This is a genomic window from Olleya sp. UBA1516 (genome assembly GCF_002323495.1).
Lineage (GTDB): Bacteria > Bacteroidota > Bacteroidia > Flavobacteriales > Flavobacteriaceae > Olleya.
Window position 1 is genome coordinate 282,111 of the sequence record NZ_DCQO01000006.1, and the last position, 19,894, is coordinate 302,004.

Sequence of the window (19,894 nt, forward strand, 5' to 3'; positions counted from 1 at the left end):
TACCCTTTGCATTTTTCTTACATATATTTGCTAGCTGAAGATTAAAGAGATATAATGACTTTCGATTTAAAAGCAAAAGACACACAAAGTAACGCTAGAGCAGGAGTAATAACTACAGATCATGGTGTAATTGAAACACCAATTTTTATGCCTGTTGGTACTGCTGGAACTGTAAAAGGTGTGCATCAAAGAGAATTAAAAAACGATATTAATCCAGATATTATCTTAGGTAATACCTATCACTTATATTTAAAACCTCAAATAGATGTTTTAGAAAAAGCTGGTGGATTACATAAATTTATGAACTGGGATCGCAATATACTTACGGATTCTGGAGGTTATCAAGTCTACTCTTTATCAGGAAATAACAAGATTAAAGAAGAAGGTGTTAAGTTTAAGTCTCATATTGATGGTAGCTACCACACTTTTACGCCAGAAAACGTAATGGAAATCCAACGTAGTATTGGAGCAGATATTATTATGGCATTTGACGAGTGTACACCTTATCCTTGTGAATATAACTATGCTAGACGATCCATGCACATGACGCATCGTTGGTTAGAGCGTTGCTTAACACATCTTGATAAAACACCTTTAAAGTACGACTACTCACAATCCTTTTTTCCGATTGTTCAAGGTAGTACGTATAAAGATTTACGTAAGCAATCAGCCGAGTATATTGCAGGTGTTGGAGCAGAAGGTAACGCAATTGGTGGTTTGTCAGTAGGTGAGCCAGCAGAAGAAATGTATGCTATGACAGAGGTTGTAACAGATATACTACCATGGGATAAACCACGTTATCTAATGGGTGTTGGTACACCAATTAATATACTAGAAAATATTGCATTAGGTGTAGATATGTTTGACTGTGTAATGCCAACACGAAATGCAAGAAACGGAATGTTATTTACTGCCTACGGATCGATAAATATTAAAAACCTTAAATGGCGCGACGATTTTTCGCCAATTGACGAGATGGGTATTACTTACGTAGACACGGAGTATAGCAAGGCATACTTACGTCACTTATTTAATACAAATGAATTATTAGGTAAGCAAATCGCAACCATACATAACTTAGGTTTTTATTTATGGTTGACTAGAGAAGCAAGAAAGCATATCTTAGCAGGAGACTTTAGAGCTTGGAAAGATAAAATGGTAAAACAAATGAATAATCGTCTATAAGTGAAAATATTAGACTGGTACATATTAAAACGTTATCTAATGACTTTTGCGGTCATGCTACTGTTGTTTATACCAATTGGTATTACAGTGCATTTAGCAGAAAAAATTGGTAAAATACTAGAAAACAATGTGCCTTTCGGCGAAGTCATGCAGTACTTGTTAGACTTTACAATATACTTTGCACATTTACTTTTTCCGTTATTTTTATTCTTATCAGTAATTTGGTTTACATCAAAATTAGCAAATAATACAGAGGTTGTAGCGTTTTTAAGCTCAGGTGTATCGTTTACACGATTTTTAAGACCTTACTTAATTGGAGGCGTAATTGTTGCTTTATTATCCATTGTTTTAGGATTATATCTAGCACCTAACGCTAGTAAAGGGTTTAATAATTTTAAATATAAATACCTCTCAGGTAAAAAAGAAAATAATAATACCAATGTATTAAAGCAGATTAATGACAACGATATTATTTACGTTACTAGCTTTGATACAAAAAATAAAACAGGAGTAAATTTTACTTTAGAGCATTTTGAAGAAGGTAAAATGACCTATAAAATTAGTGCATCTAACCTAAGATATATCGAAGAGGATTCAGCTTACATACTCCGTAATTACTTTAAAAGAACCATTGGAGATAATGATGATGTGTTGGACATTCAAAGAAAAAAAGACACAATTTTTTCATTTGATTTAGAAGATTTAACACCAGAAAGTTACATAGCTGAAACCTTAAGGTACGATGAGCTAGTTAGATTTATTGATAGAGAAGAAAAACGAGGCTCTAAATATATAGGTCGTTACAAGTTAGCTAAATATCAAAAATGGAGTTTACCAGTTTCAGTATTTATTCTTACAATTATTGCAGTAGCTGTATCTTCTAGAAAACGTCGAGGCGGAATGGGAGTCAATTTAGCATTTGGGATTTGCATAGCCATGGTTTTTGTCTTTTTTGATAAGATATTTGGTACACTAGCCTCTCAGTCTAACTTTTCACCATTGCTAGCAGTTTGGTTTCCTAATATAATTTTTGGGGTTTTAGCCTTTTTCCTGTTACGCAATGCAAAACGATAAATTAAAAAATTACCTTCATTTACATCTACTAGTTTTTATAGCTGGATTTACTGCTATTATTGGTAAATTAATAACTATCAATGCTGTTAGTTTAGTGTGGTATAGGATGTTAATGGCTACGGTTTTAATGTTTGTTTACATCAAGATTGCCAAAGTCGATATTTCTATTACCAAAAAATCATTGATTAAATTATCCATTGCAGGAGTAATAATAGCGTTACATTGGATTACTTTTTTTGGAGCCATACAAGTAGCTAATGCTTCTATTGCCTTAGCAATGTTCTCTACAGGTGCTTTTTTTGCATCCTTTATAGAACCTATAATCTATAAACGTAAAATTATTGCTTATGAGATTGTTTTTGGTCTTATCGTGATTTTAGGTGTGTATTTAATTGTAAAAAGTGAGTTTAAATATATTGACGGAATGATTTTAGGAATTATTTCTGCATTTTTATCCTCATTATTTGCAGTCCTAAACGGAAAGTTTTTAGAGGAGCATTCTGCAACCAAAATTTCATTTTACGAGTTTTTAAGTGGAGTTTTTTTTATTTCACTTTACATCTTGCTTTTTGGAGATGGTTTTAATTTAAATCATTTTAACATATCGCTATCAGACGGTTTATGGTTATTTGTGTTAGCGTCTGTTTGTACAGCCTATGCTTTTATAGCCTCTGTTTATGTCATGCGTTATATTAGTCCTTACACAGTAGTGTTAACTTATAATTTAGAGCCTATTTACGGAATCATTTTGGCATTGATGCTATTTCCAGAATCAGAGACTATGTCACCTTCATTTTACATTGGTGCATTTATAATTTTAGGGGTTGTATTACTTAATGGAGTCCTTAAAAATTTAAAAAAATTCAGAAAGAATAAAAGCCCACAAACTAATTGATTATCAAATTTTAACGTTAAAATGTGCGCATTTTAATCATAATCTTAAAATTTGAAGTAAAAAAAATGTAATTTTGCATGCTAACATATAAACAAAACTATCGTTCCCTATGGAATATTTAGAATTTGAATTACCAATTAAAGAACTGGAAGAGCAATTAGGAAAGTGTCAAGTTATTGGAGAAGAGAGTGATGTAGATGTGACACAAACTTGCAAGCAAATCGAAAAAAAGCTTGTTGCTACCAAAAAAGATATATATAAAAACCTGACGCCTTGGCAAAGAGTACAAATGTCGCGTCATCCTGATAGACCTTATACTTTAGATTATATTAAAGCTATATGTGGAGAGTCGTTTTTAGAGTTACATGGAGACAGAAACTTTAAAGATGATAAAGCCATGATTGGTGGACTAGGTAAAATAGGTGACCAAAGCTTTATGTTTATTGGTCAACAAAAAGGGTTTAATACAAAAACTAGACAATACCGTAATTTTGGTATGGCTAATCCAGAAGGTTACCGTAAGGCTTTAAGATTAATGAAGTCTGCTGAAAAATTTGGAATACCAGTAGTAACATTATTAGATACGCCTGGTGCTTATCCTGGTTTAGAAGCTGAAGAGCGTGGACAAGGTGAGGCTATTGCTAGAAATATTTTAGAGATGACACGTTTAAAAGTGCCAATTATTACAATAGTAATAGGTGAAGGTGCTTCTGGTGGAGCTTTGGGTATTGGTGTAGGAGATAAGATTATGATGTTAGAAAACACATGGTACTCTGTTATATCTCCAGAATCTTGTTCTTCAATTTTATGGAGAAGCTGGGAATATAAAGAATTAGCTGCCGAAGCTTTAAAATTAACAGCTACAGACATGAAAAAAATGAAGATTGTAGATGATATCATTAAAGAACCTTTAGGAGGTGCACATTCTGATAGAGAAACAACTTTTAAATCTGTAACAGAAGCTATTCTTGGTGCATACGACGAGTTTAAAAACTTATCACCAAAAGATTTAGTAAATAAGCGTATAGAAAAATATTGTGATATGGGTGTTTTTAAAGGGTAGACCTTATAAAACCATTTGCTAACAAAATCTGAAGTGTAATGCTTCAGGTTTTTTTTATGCTTATTAACAAAAAAACAGACTTATTAACAGTATAAATGTTGACGACCTGTTAAGATTGAGTAACTTTGTATCCTAATATTTCTTAACAATTTATTTACTTTCGCTAAGTCAAGAATTAGGTGAATTTTCATCTGGTTTTTTTAAAATATTTAATCAATAAATTACTGAGTTATAACTCAAAACTATATTCAATAAATGAAGCAACCCAATCAAATAAAAGGCTATCAAGTTGACAGGAGCACTATTATAAACCTTGAAAAAGGTAAGATTCCACCTCAAGCGTTGGATCTGGAAGAAGTAGTACTTGGTGCAATGATGATTGACAAGAAAGGGGTTGATGAAGTGATTGACATTTTAAGTGCTGATGCCTTTTATAAAGAAGCACATCAACACATTTTTGAAGCGATTTTTATGTTGTTTCAAGAAAGTCAACCAATTGACTTATTAACAGTTTCGACACAATTAAAAACTAATTCAAAATTAGATTTAGCAGGAGGAGATTTTTATTTAATTTCCTTAACACAAAAAGTATCCTCTTCTGCCCATATCGAGTTTCATGCTCGTATAATTCTGCAAAAGTTTATCCAAAGAAGTTTAATTAAAATTTCTTCTGAAATAATTGAAGAAGCTTACGACGAAACTCAAGATGTATTTGACCTTTTAGATAAAGCAGAATCTAGGTTGTACGAAGTCACACAAGGAAACATTAAAAAATCCAGTGAAACTGCACAAGACTTAGTAATTCAAGCTAAGAAAAAAATTGAAGAAATCTCCAAAAAAGAGGGAATGAGTGGTGTGCCATCTGGTTTTAATAAACTAGATAAGTTAACCTCTGGTTGGCAAGAAAGTGATTTAATTATTATTGCAGCACGTCCAGGTATGGGTAAAACAGCCTTTACTTTAACAATGGCTAGAAACGTTGCAGTAAACTCAAATATTCCAGTAGCTTTTTTCTCTTTAGAGATGGCATCTGTACAGTTAATTACACGTTTAATTTCTAGTGAGACAGGACTGTCTTCAGAAAAATTAAGAACTGGTAAACTTGAAAAACACGAGTGGGAACAGCTTAACGTAAAAGTAAAAGCGTTAGAAAAAGCACCACTTTTTATTGATGATACACCTTCGCTTTCTATTTTTGATTTACGTGCAAAAGCTAGACGTTTAGCTTCTCAGCATGGTATTAGAATGATCATGATTGATTATTTACAGTTAATGACAGCTGCAGGATCTGGAGGTAACCGTGAACAAGAAATATCGACTATTTCTCGTAACTTAAAAGCTTTGGCTAAAGAGTTAAGTTTGCCTGTAATTGCACTGTCACAATTATCGCGTGCTGTAGAAACACGTGGAGGAAGTAAACGTCCTTTACTATCCGATTTACGTGAATCTGGTGCGATTGAGCAAGATGCCGATATTGTAAGTTTTATTTACAGACCAGAATATTATAAAATTGACGAATGGGATGATGAAGAACGCTCTCCTACAGAAGGTCAAGGTGAGTTTATAGTTGCAAAACACCGTAATGGTGGATTGGAAAGTATTAGACTTAAATTTATCGGTCATTTAGGTAAGTTTGATAATCTTGATGATTTTGATACACCATTTGGTCAAGAATTTCATAGTAAAATGAATGCTGCTGCAAATGATAATACATTTGCTCCAGACAATTTCCCGTCAGCTAATGATGCTTTTGGTGCACCAGAAGAGGATGATAACGACGTGCCTTTTTAATAATAAGTAACTATTTAAATGGATAAAATAAAAACAACTAACTACCTACTTTTAATAATAGTAATACCTATAATATTTTACTTATTAAAAGTGCTGTCATTTATATTTGTACCTCTAGTTTTTTCAATGTTTATAGCATTGTTGTTTTTACCTTTAATGCGTTTTTTGCGTAAACGCAAATTGCCTAAAGCGGTCAGTGTTTTTATTGTATTACTAGTTATAGCCTTAGGTGTAAAGCTTGGAGTAGAATTAGTAAAGCTATCAAGTAGAGAAATTTTAGCATCAGATTCTCAATTTTTTGCTAAAGCAGAAACAAAAATCAATACACTAGTTGATAATGTCGAAGTTTTTTTTGGTGTAGAAAAAGTAGAAGGTACCAGGTCTTTAACTAGGTTAGTTAATAAAGAAGCCTTGCTAGATAATTTATCACCAACAATTAGTTTTATTAGTAAATTTTTGACAGCTTTATTAATGACGACGTTTTTTGTGGTTTTATGGTTAGCAGAGTCCATTAATGTTGAAAAATTAATTAATAGGACCATTTTAAGAAAAAAGCATACGTCTATTAAAACGTTTATGAAAATAGAAAAAGACTTGATTAAATTTATTAAAGTTAAGTTTTTAGTAAGCTTTTTAACTGGTGTTTTTACAGGTGTGGCCTGTTACTTTTTTGATGTAAGTTTCCCTATATTTTGGGGTTTATTTGCGTTTTTAATTAATTTTGTTCAAATGGTAGGTTCATTTATTACAGTAATCTTGCTGTCTATTTTTGCATTTGTCGAGCTAGAAACATCTAGTAAATTATTATTTTTTATAATTTCAATAACAGGTACACAAGTTTTATACGGTAGTATTTTAGAGCCTATATTTATGGGTAAATCCTTTTCTATTAATGTTATTGCTGTTTTAGTGATGTTAATGTTTTGGGGTTATATTTGGGGTATTCCTGGTTTAATTATGGCTATTCCAATTACAGTATTTCTTAAAATTATTTTTGAACAATTTCCTCGAACAAAAATTATTTCAGAATTACTCTCAGGCTCTACCAGTTAATTTATTATTAATCCTTTTATAACAGTTGCTTTTTTAAGTATCTTTCAAGTTATAAAAAAGTATTTTTAAATGAATAAATTTACAGTCTTTCTATTCTTTTTTCTGTTTGGTTCTAAAGGGTTTGCATCCTATATTTTAATACCAATGGATGCTGATACCCAAAAAAATCATTTAAAAGCTTACGGAATTACGTATTGGAGTTTAGAAAAAGACGTTAAAGTTAAGTGGTTACTTAATTATAGAGGTGGTTCTTTTTTATTACCTGATAGCGAGTCAATCCAGCGTGAATGTAAAATTAGAGGTGTTAGTTTCGAAATTATTTCTGATACAAAAACAGAGCAAATTTTAAATGAAATAGCAAGTCCAAGTAAAAATATGGAAGCTGTGGTATTGGAAAAAGCACCCAAATTAGCTGTGTACACACCTCAAGGTAAATTACCTTGGGATGATGCAGTAACTATGGTATTAAGTTATGCCGAAATACCTTACGAAACCATTTACGATGAAGAAGTATTAAAGGACGAATTACTGTTGTACGATTGGTTGCATCTTCATCATGAGGATTTTACAGGACAATTTGGAAAATTTTATGGAAGATATCGCCAAGCAGCTTGGTATATTCAAGAAAAAAAAGACGCAGAAGCATTAGCTACTAAATTAGGTTACACCAAAGTATCTGAAGAGAAACGTGACGTTGCATTAAAAATAAGAGATTATGTTGTTGGTGGTGGCTTTATGTTTGCCATGTGTAGCGCAACAGAAAGCTTTGATATTGCCTTGTCTGCAGATGGAATTGATATTTGCGAACCCATGTTTGATGGAGATGCAAGTGATGGTAACTATCAAGCTAAAATTGATTTTGATAATACATTTGCTTTTAAAGATTATACTTTAGAGCGTAGTCCTTTAGTGTATGAGTTTTCTAGCATAGATATGACCATGAAACGCAATATACCAAAAGAAACAGATTACTTTTCTTTAATGGATTTTTCCGCAAAATGGGATCCAATACCAACTATGCTTTGTCAAAATCATACTGCTCTAGTAAAAGGTTTTATGGGACAAACAACCTCTTTTACTAGAGATCAAATTAAGTCAAATGTTTTAGTTATGGGAGAAAACAAAACAAATGGTGAAGCTAAATACATCCATGGTATAAAAGGAAAAGGCTTTTTTACTTTTTACGGTGGACACGATCCAGAAGATTATACGCACCAAGTTGGTGATCCAAAAACCGAATTATCCTTGCATCCAACATCACCTGGTTATAGACTTATTTTAAATAATGTCTTATTTCCTGCTGCTAAAAAGAAAAAGCAGAAAACGTAATATGAAATATTTATTTCTATGTATTTCTATCTTTTTTTTCCAAATTTCTTTTGCTCAATCAGATAGTATTCAAGTTTACGGTCAAAATTTAATTGATCAAAATAAATTAGATACAGCCATAATTTACTACAAAAAACACTTGCTTAGACCAAGTAGTCAAAAACAACAGGTACACTTACTTTTTGGATTAGCAGATGCTTATAAATTAAAATTAGATTATACTAATGCCAATGAAAACTACAACAAGTCTTTTATTACGATAACCAAAATAAAAGACAAGCAATTAGAGTTTTTGTACTATGTAAAAAAAGCAGAGTTTTTTAGAAAAAGAGCTATGCATCTTGATGCAGTAAAAGAGTTAGATAAGGCGTTAGTTATATTAAAAAATACGCCTATAAATGATTTATATTTATCCAAGTATTACAATCGTAAAGCTGCACTTTTTACAGAACATTACCAGTTGAATGATTCCACGCTTTATTATTCAAATAAATCCTTAGTACTTGCAAAAAAAATAAACGATAATGATGCTATATTTTATTCGTTATTAGAAATTTCCGGAGTTTATGAGCGTAAAAAGGATTATAAAACTGCTCTAAAATATTTGGATGAAATTATAGCTTTTGCTAAAAGCAATAATATGAAGCAACAAGAAGCAGATGCTTACATTAGTTATGTAATGGTATTGGCAAGAAGCAAGCAATTAGAAAAAGCATTGAATGCGTCACTTTATGCTGTAGATTTTTCCAAAAAAAATAAGTTTTTATACAATGAGATAATCTTTAATCAAAATATTCAAAATTTATATTTTAGACTAAATAATATAGAAAAAGCATACGAGTATTTAAAACAAAGACTAGAGTTAACAACCAAATATGATGAAATAAAAAAAGAAGAATTATTATTTAATCTAGAAACACAATACAAGCTGGCAGATAAGGAGAGTCAGATTAAGATTAATAATTTGGAAATTATAAATCAAAAAAAAGCATTAGCCTCCAATAAGGTTAACTTATATATTGCACTAGTATTGTTTATGTTTTCAATTGCAGTTGCAGTCCTAATAGCTTATTTTCTTAAACGCTCAAAAAAAAGCAATAAGCAATTACAAATACTGTCTTCAGAAAACGAATTTTTATTAAGTGAAGCAAACCACAGAATTAATAATAACTTACAATTAGTAGTAATACTTATTACCAATCAACTTAAAAAAGCCTCAGAGACAGAAAAAATTCAACTAAAAAATATTTTAATAAAGGTGGAAGCTATTTCTACTTTACATAAACATTTATATAAAAACGAAGACAAACAAACTATAGATATTGCCAATTACTTAAAAGATGTAAAAACTAGTTTTTTTGATGTGTTTAAAGAAAATGATATTACTACTAATTTTGATGTCAATTCTTTAGAAATAGCTACAGATCAAGCGATGTATTTTGGATTATTACTAACTGAGTTATTAATTAATTCTATCAAACATGCCTTTAAAAATCAAGATTATAAGGTGATAGATTTTACATTAAGGGGCAATAATGGATTGCTATTATTTATATATAGTGATAATGGTATAAGCTTGGCTAATAAATCAATAAAACCTAAACTGGTAGATAAAATTTGTCGTCAATTAGAAATGGATTATAATATAAATACAGATAATGGTTTTAATTTTTCGATGTCTAAAAAAATAAATAATGAATAAGTTACAGGACACAAAAATCCTTATCGTAGAGGATGAGATTATTATAGCAGATTACATTGAGGAGTTATTGCTTGAAGAGCAATTTACAAACATAGCTATTGCTAATAATAAAGAAACAGCTTTAAATAAAATGACTGCTTTTTTACCTGATATTATTTTAATGGATATTAATTTACAAGGGAAAAATGAGGGCATTCAGTTAGCCAAAGTTAAAAATAATAACGCGACCATTATTTTTATCACAGGTCAAAACGATTTAGTTTTAATGAATGAAGCATTAAAATCCAATCCAGACGCTTACTTAACCAAACCTATAAAACGATTAGATTTATTAGCTTCAATAAATTTATCGTTTTATAAAAAGCAATCGCAAATCTTTCAATTTAAAGATGGATACGATATTATTAATTTAAACTTTTCGGACATTAGATATTTTGTTGCAGAAGGTAATTATGTAAATATTTATACGCTCACTAAAAGATTTACTATTAGACAATCATTGATGGGTGTTATGGATAAACTTCCTACAGATAGTTTTAAACAAACGCATCGTTCTTATGTAGTAAATAAAAATAAGATAGAGAAAGTAACATCAAACACAGTAGTTATTAATGGTTTAGATATTCCTTTATCAAGGACGTATGCCAAACAATTTAAATAGCATTTTACATACAAAATGACGCGTTTCAACCCGTGTTATTGGTATTTCATAGAGTAAAAGTTAGTTTTGCGATTCTTAAAAATCTAACTAACCTATTATTTATGAAACAATTTTATTTTACTTTTTTAGCTGTACTATTTATTGGTATGGCTTCAGCACAAACCTTTCAAGAAGGAGGCGTTAATTATGCTGTGATTTCTGCAGCTGAGAGCACTGTTGGTGTGGTATCATCAGCTAGTTTTGAAGGCGCACTAATTGTACCTCCAACAGTTAATAATGCAAGTGTTGACTATACGGTAATTGCTATTTTAGATAGTGCATTTGAAAACAGTACAACGTTAACTTCTATAGAAATTCCTAATACAGTAACGTATATAAGTAATGGTGCTTTTCGATTTTGCACTAACTTAACGTCTGTTGTAATACCTAATTCAGTAACAAGTATTGGACAATTATCATTTAATGCATGTTCTAGTTTAACTTCTGTGGTAATACCAGATTCAGTTACTTCTATTGGTATTGAAGGATTTGCAAGTTGTTCTAGTTTAACTTCGGTAACGATTCCAAGTTCGGTTACAAGTATTTCTAATAGTGCATTTCAAAACTGTTCTAATTTAAATACAGTTACTGTTAATTGGTCAACACCATTAGCTATAAATGCTAATATTTTTCAAAACGTAAATATTGGTAGCGCAACCCTTTATGTTCCTGTTGGTACTGAGGCGCTTTATCAATCAGAGCCAGTTTGGCAAAACTTTGGAACTATAGGTCAACCACAACCAGCTACACATTTAAATTTTGATGGAGTAGATGATTATGTTCAAGTACCTTCTGGAATAAATGTAGCAAATTCATCATTTACTGTTGAGTTTTACGCTAAACGTAACTCAACTAATATAGATAATTATATTATAACTCAAGGTTTTGAAGCAAACAATAATTTACTGCATATTGGTTTTAGAGGCAACAACGATTTTACTTTTGCTTTTTGGTATAATGATATAAATATTCCTGCTACTAATTATGTAGCTGATAATGAATGGCATCATTGGTCATGTGTTTATAACATGGAAAATGCTACTAGAGAAGTATATCAAGATGGTATTTTAGTAGGATCTAATTCAGTTCCAACACCTTACACAGGTAATGGTATCCTTCAAATAGGTGTTAAAAACAGTAGCCAGTACTTTTTTAATGGAAATTTAGATGATATTCGTATTTGGAATGTAGCTAAAACAGCTGATCAGGTTAGTGCAAGTAAAAATTGCGAGTTACAAGGTGATGAAGCAGGTCTTATTGCTTATTATCAATTTAATGAAGGTCTTGATGCTAATGAAAATGCATCTTTTACAACCTTAAATGATGCTACAATTAATTCTAATAATGGGTCATTAACTAATTTTGCTTTAACAGGAAGTAATTCTAATTGGTTGGCAGGTTCTCCTGTTGAAAGTGGATCTATTATTCCTACAGAAGCAAGTGTTAGTAGTCCAGTAATTTATACACAAAATGATAGTGCAACGCCATTAACTGCTACTTTAGGAGCAAATGGAACTGAATTGATATGGTATGAAACAGAAACTGGAGGAGTTGGATCAGCAATTGCGCCTACACCAAGCACAATGACTACTGGGTCAACATCATATTGGGTAACAAGTGCTAATGCAAATAGATGTGAAAGTGAAAGAACTGAAATAGTAGTAAATATCTTAGAGCCAGCAACGCATTTAAATTTTGATGGTATTGACGACTATGTTAATATAAACATAGGAACATTTACTACTCAAAACTTTAACTATACTCATGAGTTTAGGTTTAAAACTACAAGTGCTAACAGTACAATTTTTAACTTTTCTGATACAGGAATGCCTAACTCTGGAGGTTTTAATAAAACAATTTATTTACAAAACGGAAACTTAGTGTCTTATGTTTATAATAATACAGAAAATTATATCACATCAACAGCCACTTTTAATGATAATAATTGGCATCATGTTACAGAGATTGTTACGTTTACAGAAAGACGTCTTTATGTGGATGGTACATTGATAGGAATAGATACTAGTTTTTCTAACCAAAATTTTGGATATATAGTTTTAGGAGCAAGTAATTTAACTCCAGGAGTTTATTTTGAAGGAGAAATAGATGAAGTTAGAATTTGGAATACAGCCTTAGCTATTGACGATGTTAATGCAACAGGTAATTGTCAATTGCAAGGTGACGAAGCTAATTTACTAGCATATTATCAGTTTAATCAAGGAACAGATGCTACAGATAATACATCAGTAACAACTTTAATAGATGCGACAACAAATGCATATAATGGTAATTTGATAAACTTTAGTTTAACAGGTAATACTAGTAATTGGTTAGCTGGTTCTCCTATTGGAGCAGCACCTATAGTTACAATGCAACCTCAGGATCAAACTATTACAGAAACAGATACTGCTGTTGTTTTTACTGTTTCAGCATCAAATGTCACCTCTTACCAATGGGAAGTGTTTCTTGAAGATGGTGAAGGTGGTGCATGGATGCCTTTAGACGATTCATTTACTGATCCGGATGTTTCGGGTTCTACAACTAATACGCTAACAATTTCAGGAGACAATTTTTCATTTGTCGTTGGTTTCCAATTTAGAGTTGTAATGAATGGTACTGCTAGTTGCAATGTTATTTCAAATGAAGTTACTGTAACAGATGAAACACTGTCAGTGTCTAATTTTTTAATTAATGAAGTAAAGGTATTTCCAAATCCAACAACAGATAACGTTAAGATTACTTTATCTAAAGTACAAGATTTTGAAATATCAGTATACGACTTAAACGGAAGACTGCTTTTAAACTCAAAAAACAGAAGTGATGCTTTTCTATTAGATTTAACAGATTATCAAAATGGTATATATATTATTAAGACTAAGATTAATCAAAAAGAAGCTATTAATCGAGTTATTAAACACTAAGGAAGTTTAGTACAGTTCGAGAAGCAGTGTTGTAATTTACAACACTGCTTTTTTTTTGCTTTATAACTAGCGGATACTAATAGAAAATTATTAATTTTTAGTGTTGTTTAACTAAACAATATTATATAAGAATATTATTTTTACTACATTACAGTTAATCTAAAACAGTCTTAAAATGTCAACAAAAGATCAAATCTTAAAAAAAATTGAAATATTAATCACCAACCACTTCGAATCTCCAAAAAATGCATTTGATTTTTTTGATGAAGATGGTGATAAAAAATTGTCAAAATCAGAAATTAAAAACCTATTGCAAGAAGCAGAAATTAGTGGTTTTATTAGAGGTATAGTCGCTTCAAAATTAATAGAAGGTTATGATTTAGATGGAGATCAACTAATAAGTTGGTCAGAATTTAAAACTGCAATTGACGAAATAGCACTTTAAATTCTTTCTTTTTTTGAAACAATCAATACTACAATTCCTCAAATTACAAATCATTACAATACTTTTTTGGGTATTATCGTTTTGCTTATTTATTACTATCCGTTATTATGAAATAGGCACGGAAGGAGGAAAGGCATTTGTAACTAACTACGACCAAATAATACCAATAACACAATGGTTACAATTTAGCATTTTAATAGGTGTGGTTGTTGGTTTTTTTTATGGGATAATCGAGTTTATTTCGGATAAATTATTGCTTTACAAATTTTCTACTGGTTTATTAATATTACTTAAAACAATTGTTTATTTACTTTTATTAATACTTTCAACAAGTTTTGTGGTTGGTTTAATAGAAGTTCAAATAGACAGAAACCTTCCAAATGAACCTGGTTGGTGGATGGAAAATAAAGTGTTTTGGCTAATAGTTGTGTATTTTAATATATGCTCATTAATATTTTCTTTTTTAAAAATTGCGATAGAAAACTTTGGTCATGGCGTTTTATTTAACCAGTTAATAGGAAAATATAAAAGACCAAGAGAAGAACGTCGTATTTTTATGTTTCTAGATCTTCAATCTTCTACCACAATTGCAGAGCAATTAGGCCACTATAAATACAGTCAATTGATTCAACAATGCTTTTATGATCTTAACTCGGTAATAAATAATTTTGATGCAAATATTTATCAATATGTTGGCGATGAGGCTGTGATTAGTTGGACTTTTGATAAAGGTTTAAAACAAAATAATTGTGTCGAATTATTTTATAAATTTCAAGATAAGTTAGTTAAAAAAGAAAAATTATACCTGAAGCAGTTTGGTATAATACCTAAGTTTAAAGCTGGATTACATGGAGGAACATTAATAGTGACAGAAGTTGGGACTATTAAAAAAGAAATTGCTTATCATGGAGATGTTATAAATACATCTGCAAGAATACAAGGAGAGTGTAATAAGTATGATGAAACGCTTCTTATATCCGAATCATTACTTCAAAAACTTAAATTACATAAATACAAGCTAACATCAATGGGTGACATTAGTTTAAAAGGTAAAGAAAGCACACTTAAGTTATTTTCAATTAATAAACTTAATTAATCAAACTATCAATTAATAAACTTAATTAATCAAACTATCAATTAACTGCTTGATTACAATTTCTACCCCTTTTTCATTATTTGATTTAGTTAAGTAGTTAGCAATGGTTTTTACATTTGGATGTGCATTATCCATAGCGTAACTATAGTGTCCTAACTTTAGCATCTCTATATCATTATTATAATCTCCAAAAACCATAGTTTCAGATTCATTAATATTATATAGCTCTTGAATATGTTTAATGGCATAGCCTTTATTAGCTATATTTTCTGAAATATCAACCCAGTGATTGGCAGATACCTTTACTTTAAATTTATGTTCCAAATGTTTAACGGAAGGGTAGATGTACTTTTCAGAGCTTTCTTCATGATATAATGCTATTTTATAAACGTCTTCTGTAATTTCAGACACATCATCAATAATGTCGTAATTTGAGTAATACTCACTTAAAAGTGATAACAATTTTTCAGATTTACTTACTACGTAAGCTTTATTTTTTGTGCAAAATACAGGATGAGTATCCTGTAATCCAACTACTAATTTAGAAATTGTAGTTAAGCTGTTTTTTTTAAAAGTATTTGAAATTAATAAATGATCTTGTTTTATTGCTAGTCCACCATTTTCTGATACTATAATAATATCATCTTTAATAACTTTTAATTTTTCAAGCATGCTATAATAAGGTCTTCCGCTAGCAGCTACAAACAATATGTTTTTTTCTTTTAAGATTTTAAATAATTCAAAAAACTCATCACTTACTTGATGATTAGCGTTTAATAAAGTTCCATCTAAATCGGATACTATTAATTTAATTTGGCTTAAAGACATGTGCAATTCAATATTTAAAATGTAAAGCTAGTGGATAAGTTTGTTATAAAACAATTATTATAGTTAAGTTATAATTAAATGGCATAAAAAAATCCGATTCAATTAAGAATCGGATTTTCTATTTTATAAGCGAAGTATTGTTATACAAATGGCAAAATGCCCTTTATTTTACTTTGTTCACAATTGCTTCAAAAGCATCTGGATTGTTCATTGCTAAATCAGCTAAAACCTTACGGTTTAATTCGATATTATTAGCTTTTACTTTACCCATAAATTGTGAGTAAGACATTCCATGTAATCTTGCTCCAGCGTTAATACGCGTGATCCATAATGCACGGAAAGTTCTCTTTTTGTTTCTACGGTCTCTGTATGCATATTGCATAGCTTTATCAACCGCGTTTTTTGCTACTGTCCAAACGTTTTTACGACGTCCAAAGTAACCTTTTGCTTGTTTAAGCACCTTTTTTCTTCTGGCTCTTTTGGCAACAGAATTTACTGATCTAGGCATAATTTAAATTGTTTTTTTGTAGTAGGCGGTTAATTAATTAACACTTTGTAAAGGCCTAACTCCAGGGTTTATAAATAATTTGTAACCAATTAAGGTAATGTTACTTTAAACGCATCATTACTTTAATATTGTTCTCATCCGCTTTATGTACTAAACCGTCATGAGTTAACTTAAGCTTACGTTTTTTAGACTTCTTTGTTAAGATGTGACTTTTAAAAGCGTGCTTTCTTTTAATTTTACCAGTACCAGTAAGCTTGAAACGCTTTTTAGCACTAGATTTTGTTTTCATTTTAGGCATTTTGTTTCCTAGTTTTAATTATTTCGCTTATAATATTGTGGTCCTTAATAAAGGATACTATTTACTTTTTAGGAGCAATAAACATGGTCATACGCTTTCCTTCAAGTCTTGGCATTTGTTCTACTTTTCCAAATTCTTCCAAATCTTGAGCTAGTCGTAATAATAATATTTGTCCTTGCTCTTTAAACACAATTGATCTCCCTTTAAAGAAAACAAAAGCTTTTAGCTTTGCACCTTCTTTTAAGAATTTCTCGGCGTGTTTCTTTTTAAATTCGTAATCATGGTCATCTGTTTGAGGACCAAATCGAATTTCTTTGATAACAACTTTTGTAGCCTTGGATTTTAATGCTTTTTCCCGCTTCTTCTGTTCATAAAGAAACTTCTTGTAATCCATTATTTTACATACAGGCGGATCTGCTTTAGGCGAAATCTCTACCAAGTCAAGTTCTTGCTCTCTTGCAAATTCTCTTGCTTCTTTAGTGGTATAAATTCCTACTTCAACATTTTCTCCAACTAGACGCACTTTTTCTGCTCTAATCTTACCGTTAATGTTGTGCTGATCTTCCTTAATGATTCTTGCCGGACCTCTTGATCTTTTTCTACGTATTGCTATGACTTATATATTTTAGTTAAACTTAATTTTAAAATTGTCTTTTTGTTTTATTTATCTCTGTTTTAACAATTTCTGCAAAGGTATCTACACTAATCGTGCCTAAATCTTCACCACCATGTTGTCTTACAGATATCTTGTTTTCTGCTTCCTCTTGTTCCCCAATGATAATCATATAAGGCGTTTTACTCATTTCAGCCTCTCTAATTTTCTTACCAATGGTCTCGCTTCTGTTATCTACAAGTGCGCGAATTTCGTGATTTTCTAGCAAAGTTAAAACTTTTTCACCGTATTTCTCGTATTTCTCACTAAGAGTTAATATAGAAACTTGATTTGGCATTAACCAAAGCGGGAAATTCCCTCCTGTATGTTCCAGTAAAATAGCTATAAAACGTTCCATACTTCCAAAAGGAGCGCGATGTATCATTACAGGTCTGTGTGTTTCATTATCACTACCTTTATAAGATAATTCAAAACGTTCTGGTAAATTATAATCAACCTGAATAGTTCCTAATTGCCATTGTCTACCTAAAGCATCCTTAACCATAAAGTCTAATTTAGGTCCGTAAAAAGCAGCTTCGCCAGTTTCTATAACATAATTTAAATTTTTATCCTTGGCAGCATTAATAATGGCTTGTTCTGCTTTTTCCCAGTTTTCTAAACTTCCAATATATTTTTCTGGCTTTTCGGGATCACGTAAAGATACTTGTGCAGTAAAGTTTTCAAATCCTAAAGATCCAAATACATACAACACTAAATCAATAACATTTTTAAACTCTTGATCTAATTGATCTGGAGTACAAAAAATGTGTGCATCATCCTGCGTAAAACCTCTAACTCTCGTTAAACCATGTAATTCACCACTTTGTTCATATCTATAAACAGTACCAAATTCAGCAAAACGCTTCGGTAAATCTTTGTAAGACCATTGCATACTGTTATATATTTCACAGTGATGTGGGCAATTCATAGGTTTTAATAAAAATTCTTCTCCTTCCTTTGGAGTCGTAATAGGTTGGAAGCTATCGGCACCATATTTTTCATAATGTCCAGAAGTAACATAAAGCTCCTTTTGGCCTATATGTGGTGTAACAACCATTTCATAACCTGCTTTTTTCTGAGCAGCCTTTAAAAAATCTTCTAAACGCTCACGTAAAGCAGCACCTTTTGGTAACCATAAAGGTAAACCTGCACCAACTTTTTGAGAAAAAGTAAAAAGCTCAAGCTCTTTACCTAACTTTCTATGGTCACGTTTTTTAGCTTCTTCTAATAACGCTAAGTATTCAGTTAATTCTTTTTGTTTTGGAAAAGATGTTCCGTAAACACGTGTTAATTGAGGTTTATTTTCATCACCTCTCCAATAAGCACCTGCAACAGATAATATTTTTACAGCTTTAATAATCCCTGTGTTCGGGATATGTCCACCACGACATAAATCAGTAAAAGTAGAATGGTCACAAAAAGTAATAGTCCCATCCTCAAGATTTTTAATTAATTCAGTCTTATATTCATTGTCTTTATATAAAGACAAAGCATCGGCTTTAGTAACAGATCGCATAGCAAACTCATGTTTGCCTCTTGCAATCTCTAACATTTTAGTTTCAATAGTCTTAAAATCTTTATCAGTAATGGTGTCATTACCAAAATCAACATCATAATAAAAACCATTATCAATAGCAGGACCAATAGTTAATTTACTATTAGGATATAACTCCTCAATCGCCTGAGCTAATACATGGGCAGAACTATGCCAAAATGCTTTCTTTCCTTCATCATTAGTCCAAGTGTAAAGTACCAAAGATCCATCCGTTGTTAATTTCGTAGATGTTTCAACGGTTGTTCCATTAAAACTTGCCGAAATAACATTTCTTGCCAATCCCTCGCTAATACTCTTAGCAACATCCATAGGTGTAGAATCTTTTTCAAAAGATTTCACACTACCATCAGGTAAAGTAATTTTTATCATCAATATAATATTAGACCACAAATATAATAGGATATTAGTAATTTGGCAATACAACTCTTAACTAATACTAAATAAATTCACACAATAAATTAATGGCGTTACCCAAAGGGTCAGGCTTTCACTACTCGCTTTTTTTTTACATAAGTATCATACCTATATATAGTGTCTATTTTTAATACGCAATATAACAGCCAATATGTAATAGGAAACAAAAAAAGAGCTCAAACAGACCGTTCAATCCTTAACGCAAGCATCCCAAACTAATTTATACTAGTAAAAGTAACATAATGCCTATTAAAACCATTGTAATTAGTTTAAATCACAGCCAATTCAAAAAAATATATTTCATAACCTGTTGGAAGTAAGTCTTTAAAGGATTGTATTAAAATATAATTAAAAAAAGATTAAAAAAAAGGGTTGCGGTAAAGAA

17 protein-coding genes are annotated in these 19,894 nt (G+C 30.8%); 12 read left to right on the forward strand and 5 right to left on the reverse strand.

Features of this window, described 5'->3' with window-relative positions; translation table 11 throughout:
* Nucleotides 1-54: 54 nt before the first annotated feature.
* From tgt to B2989_RS03730, 12 genes are all read left to right on the forward strand, one after another.
* Nucleotides 55-1,185 carry a tRNA guanosine(34) transglycosylase Tgt gene (gene tgt, locus B2989_RS03675; protein WP_292944288.1) on the forward strand — a complete coding sequence of 377 codons (1,131 nt, stop codon included), beginning with the start codon at nt 55-57 and terminating at the stop codon, nt 1,183-1,185.
* Nucleotides 1,186-2,259, forward strand: coding sequence for an LptF/LptG family permease (locus B2989_RS03680; protein WP_292944291.1), 1,074 nt, complete (start codon nt 1,186-1,188; stop codon nt 2,257-2,259).
* The gene (locus B2989_RS03685) at nt 2,246-3,154 is read left to right on the forward strand and encodes a DMT family transporter (protein WP_292944294.1); all 909 of its coding nucleotides are present in this window, start codon (nt 2,246-2,248) and stop codon (nt 3,152-3,154) included. Before B2989_RS03680 ends, B2989_RS03685 begins: the two co-directional genes overlap by 14 nt.
* A gap of 109 nt (nt 3,155-3,263) precedes the next feature.
* Nucleotides 3,264-4,217, forward strand: coding sequence for an acetyl-CoA carboxylase carboxyltransferase subunit alpha (locus B2989_RS03690; RefSeq protein WP_292944297.1), 954 nt, complete (start codon nt 3,264-3,266; stop codon nt 4,215-4,217).
* 255 nt (nt 4,218-4,472) lie between these two features.
* Nucleotides 4,473-6,008, forward strand: a complete 1,536-nt coding sequence (dnaB, locus tag B2989_RS03695; RefSeq protein WP_145000028.1) for a replicative DNA helicase — start codon at nt 4,473-4,475, stop codon at nt 6,006-6,008.
* Nucleotides 6,009-6,026: 18 nt separating this feature from the next.
* Nucleotides 6,027-7,061, forward strand: a complete 1,035-nt coding sequence (locus tag B2989_RS03700) for an AI-2E family transporter (protein ID WP_292944301.1) — start codon at nt 6,027-6,029, stop codon at nt 7,059-7,061.
* A 144-nt stretch (nt 7,062-7,205) separates the two neighbouring features.
* On the forward strand, nt 7,206-8,390 hold the full coding sequence (locus B2989_RS03705) for an asparagine synthetase B (protein ID WP_348661559.1): 1,185 nt from the start codon (nt 7,206-7,208) through the stop codon (nt 8,388-8,390).
* A gap of 1 nt (nt 8,391) precedes the next feature.
* Nucleotides 8,392-10,092: a tetratricopeptide repeat-containing sensor histidine kinase gene (locus B2989_RS03710; RefSeq protein ID WP_292944307.1), complete on the forward strand. Its 1,701-nt coding sequence runs from the start codon at nt 8,392-8,394 to the stop codon at nt 10,090-10,092.
* Nucleotides 10,085-10,753 carry a LytR/AlgR family response regulator transcription factor gene (locus tag B2989_RS03715; protein ID WP_292944310.1) on the forward strand — a complete coding sequence of 223 codons (669 nt, stop codon included), beginning with the start codon at nt 10,085-10,087 and terminating at the stop codon, nt 10,751-10,753. Before B2989_RS03710 ends, B2989_RS03715 begins: the two co-directional genes overlap by 8 nt.
* Before the next feature lie 101 nt (nt 10,754-10,854).
* A complete protein-coding gene (locus B2989_RS03720) occupies nt 10,855-13,713 on the forward strand; it encodes a LamG-like jellyroll fold domain-containing protein (RefSeq protein ID WP_292944313.1) in 2,859 nt (952 codons plus the stop codon).
* Nucleotides 13,714-13,888: 175 nt separating this feature from the next.
* Nucleotides 13,889-14,158, forward strand: a complete 270-nt coding sequence (locus tag B2989_RS03725) for an EF-hand domain-containing protein (protein WP_292944316.1) — start codon at nt 13,889-13,891, stop codon at nt 14,156-14,158.
* Between the two features lie 13 nt (nt 14,159-14,171).
* Nucleotides 14,172-15,254 (forward strand): adenylate/guanylate cyclase domain-containing protein, encoded by a 1,083-nt coding sequence (locus tag B2989_RS03730; protein WP_292944319.1) that lies wholly within the window; start codon nt 14,172-14,174, stop codon nt 15,252-15,254.
* 21 nt (nt 15,255-15,275) lie between these two features.
* On the opposite strand, the gene B2989_RS03735 is transcribed toward B2989_RS03730, so the two are convergent.
* The 5 genes from B2989_RS03735 to thrS form a co-directional block, all read right to left on the reverse strand.
* A complete protein-coding gene (locus B2989_RS03735; protein ID WP_292944322.1) occupies nt 15,276-16,082 on the reverse strand; it encodes an HAD family hydrolase in 807 nt (268 codons plus the stop codon).
* A 163-nt stretch (nt 16,083-16,245) separates the two neighbouring features.
* Nucleotides 16,246-16,590, reverse strand: a complete 345-nt coding sequence (gene rplT, locus B2989_RS03740; RefSeq protein ID WP_028282920.1) for a 50S ribosomal protein L20 — start codon at nt 16,588-16,590, stop codon at nt 16,246-16,248.
* 100 nt (nt 16,591-16,690) lie between these two features.
* On the reverse strand, nt 16,691-16,888 hold the full coding sequence (rpmI, locus tag B2989_RS03745; protein ID WP_090839495.1) for a 50S ribosomal protein L35: 198 nt from the start codon (nt 16,886-16,888) through the stop codon (nt 16,691-16,693).
* A gap of 61 nt (nt 16,889-16,949) precedes the next feature.
* Nucleotides 16,950-17,459, reverse strand: coding sequence for a translation initiation factor IF-3 (gene infC / locus B2989_RS03750; protein ID WP_261375276.1), 510 nt, complete (start codon nt 17,457-17,459; stop codon nt 16,950-16,952).
* 70 nt (nt 17,460-17,529) lie between these two features.
* Complete coding sequence (gene thrS / locus B2989_RS03755) at nt 17,530-19,464, reverse strand: threonine--tRNA ligase (RefSeq protein WP_292944333.1); 1,935 nt, start codon at nt 19,462-19,464, stop codon at nt 17,530-17,532.
* Nucleotides 19,465-19,894 lie beyond the last annotated feature (430 nt).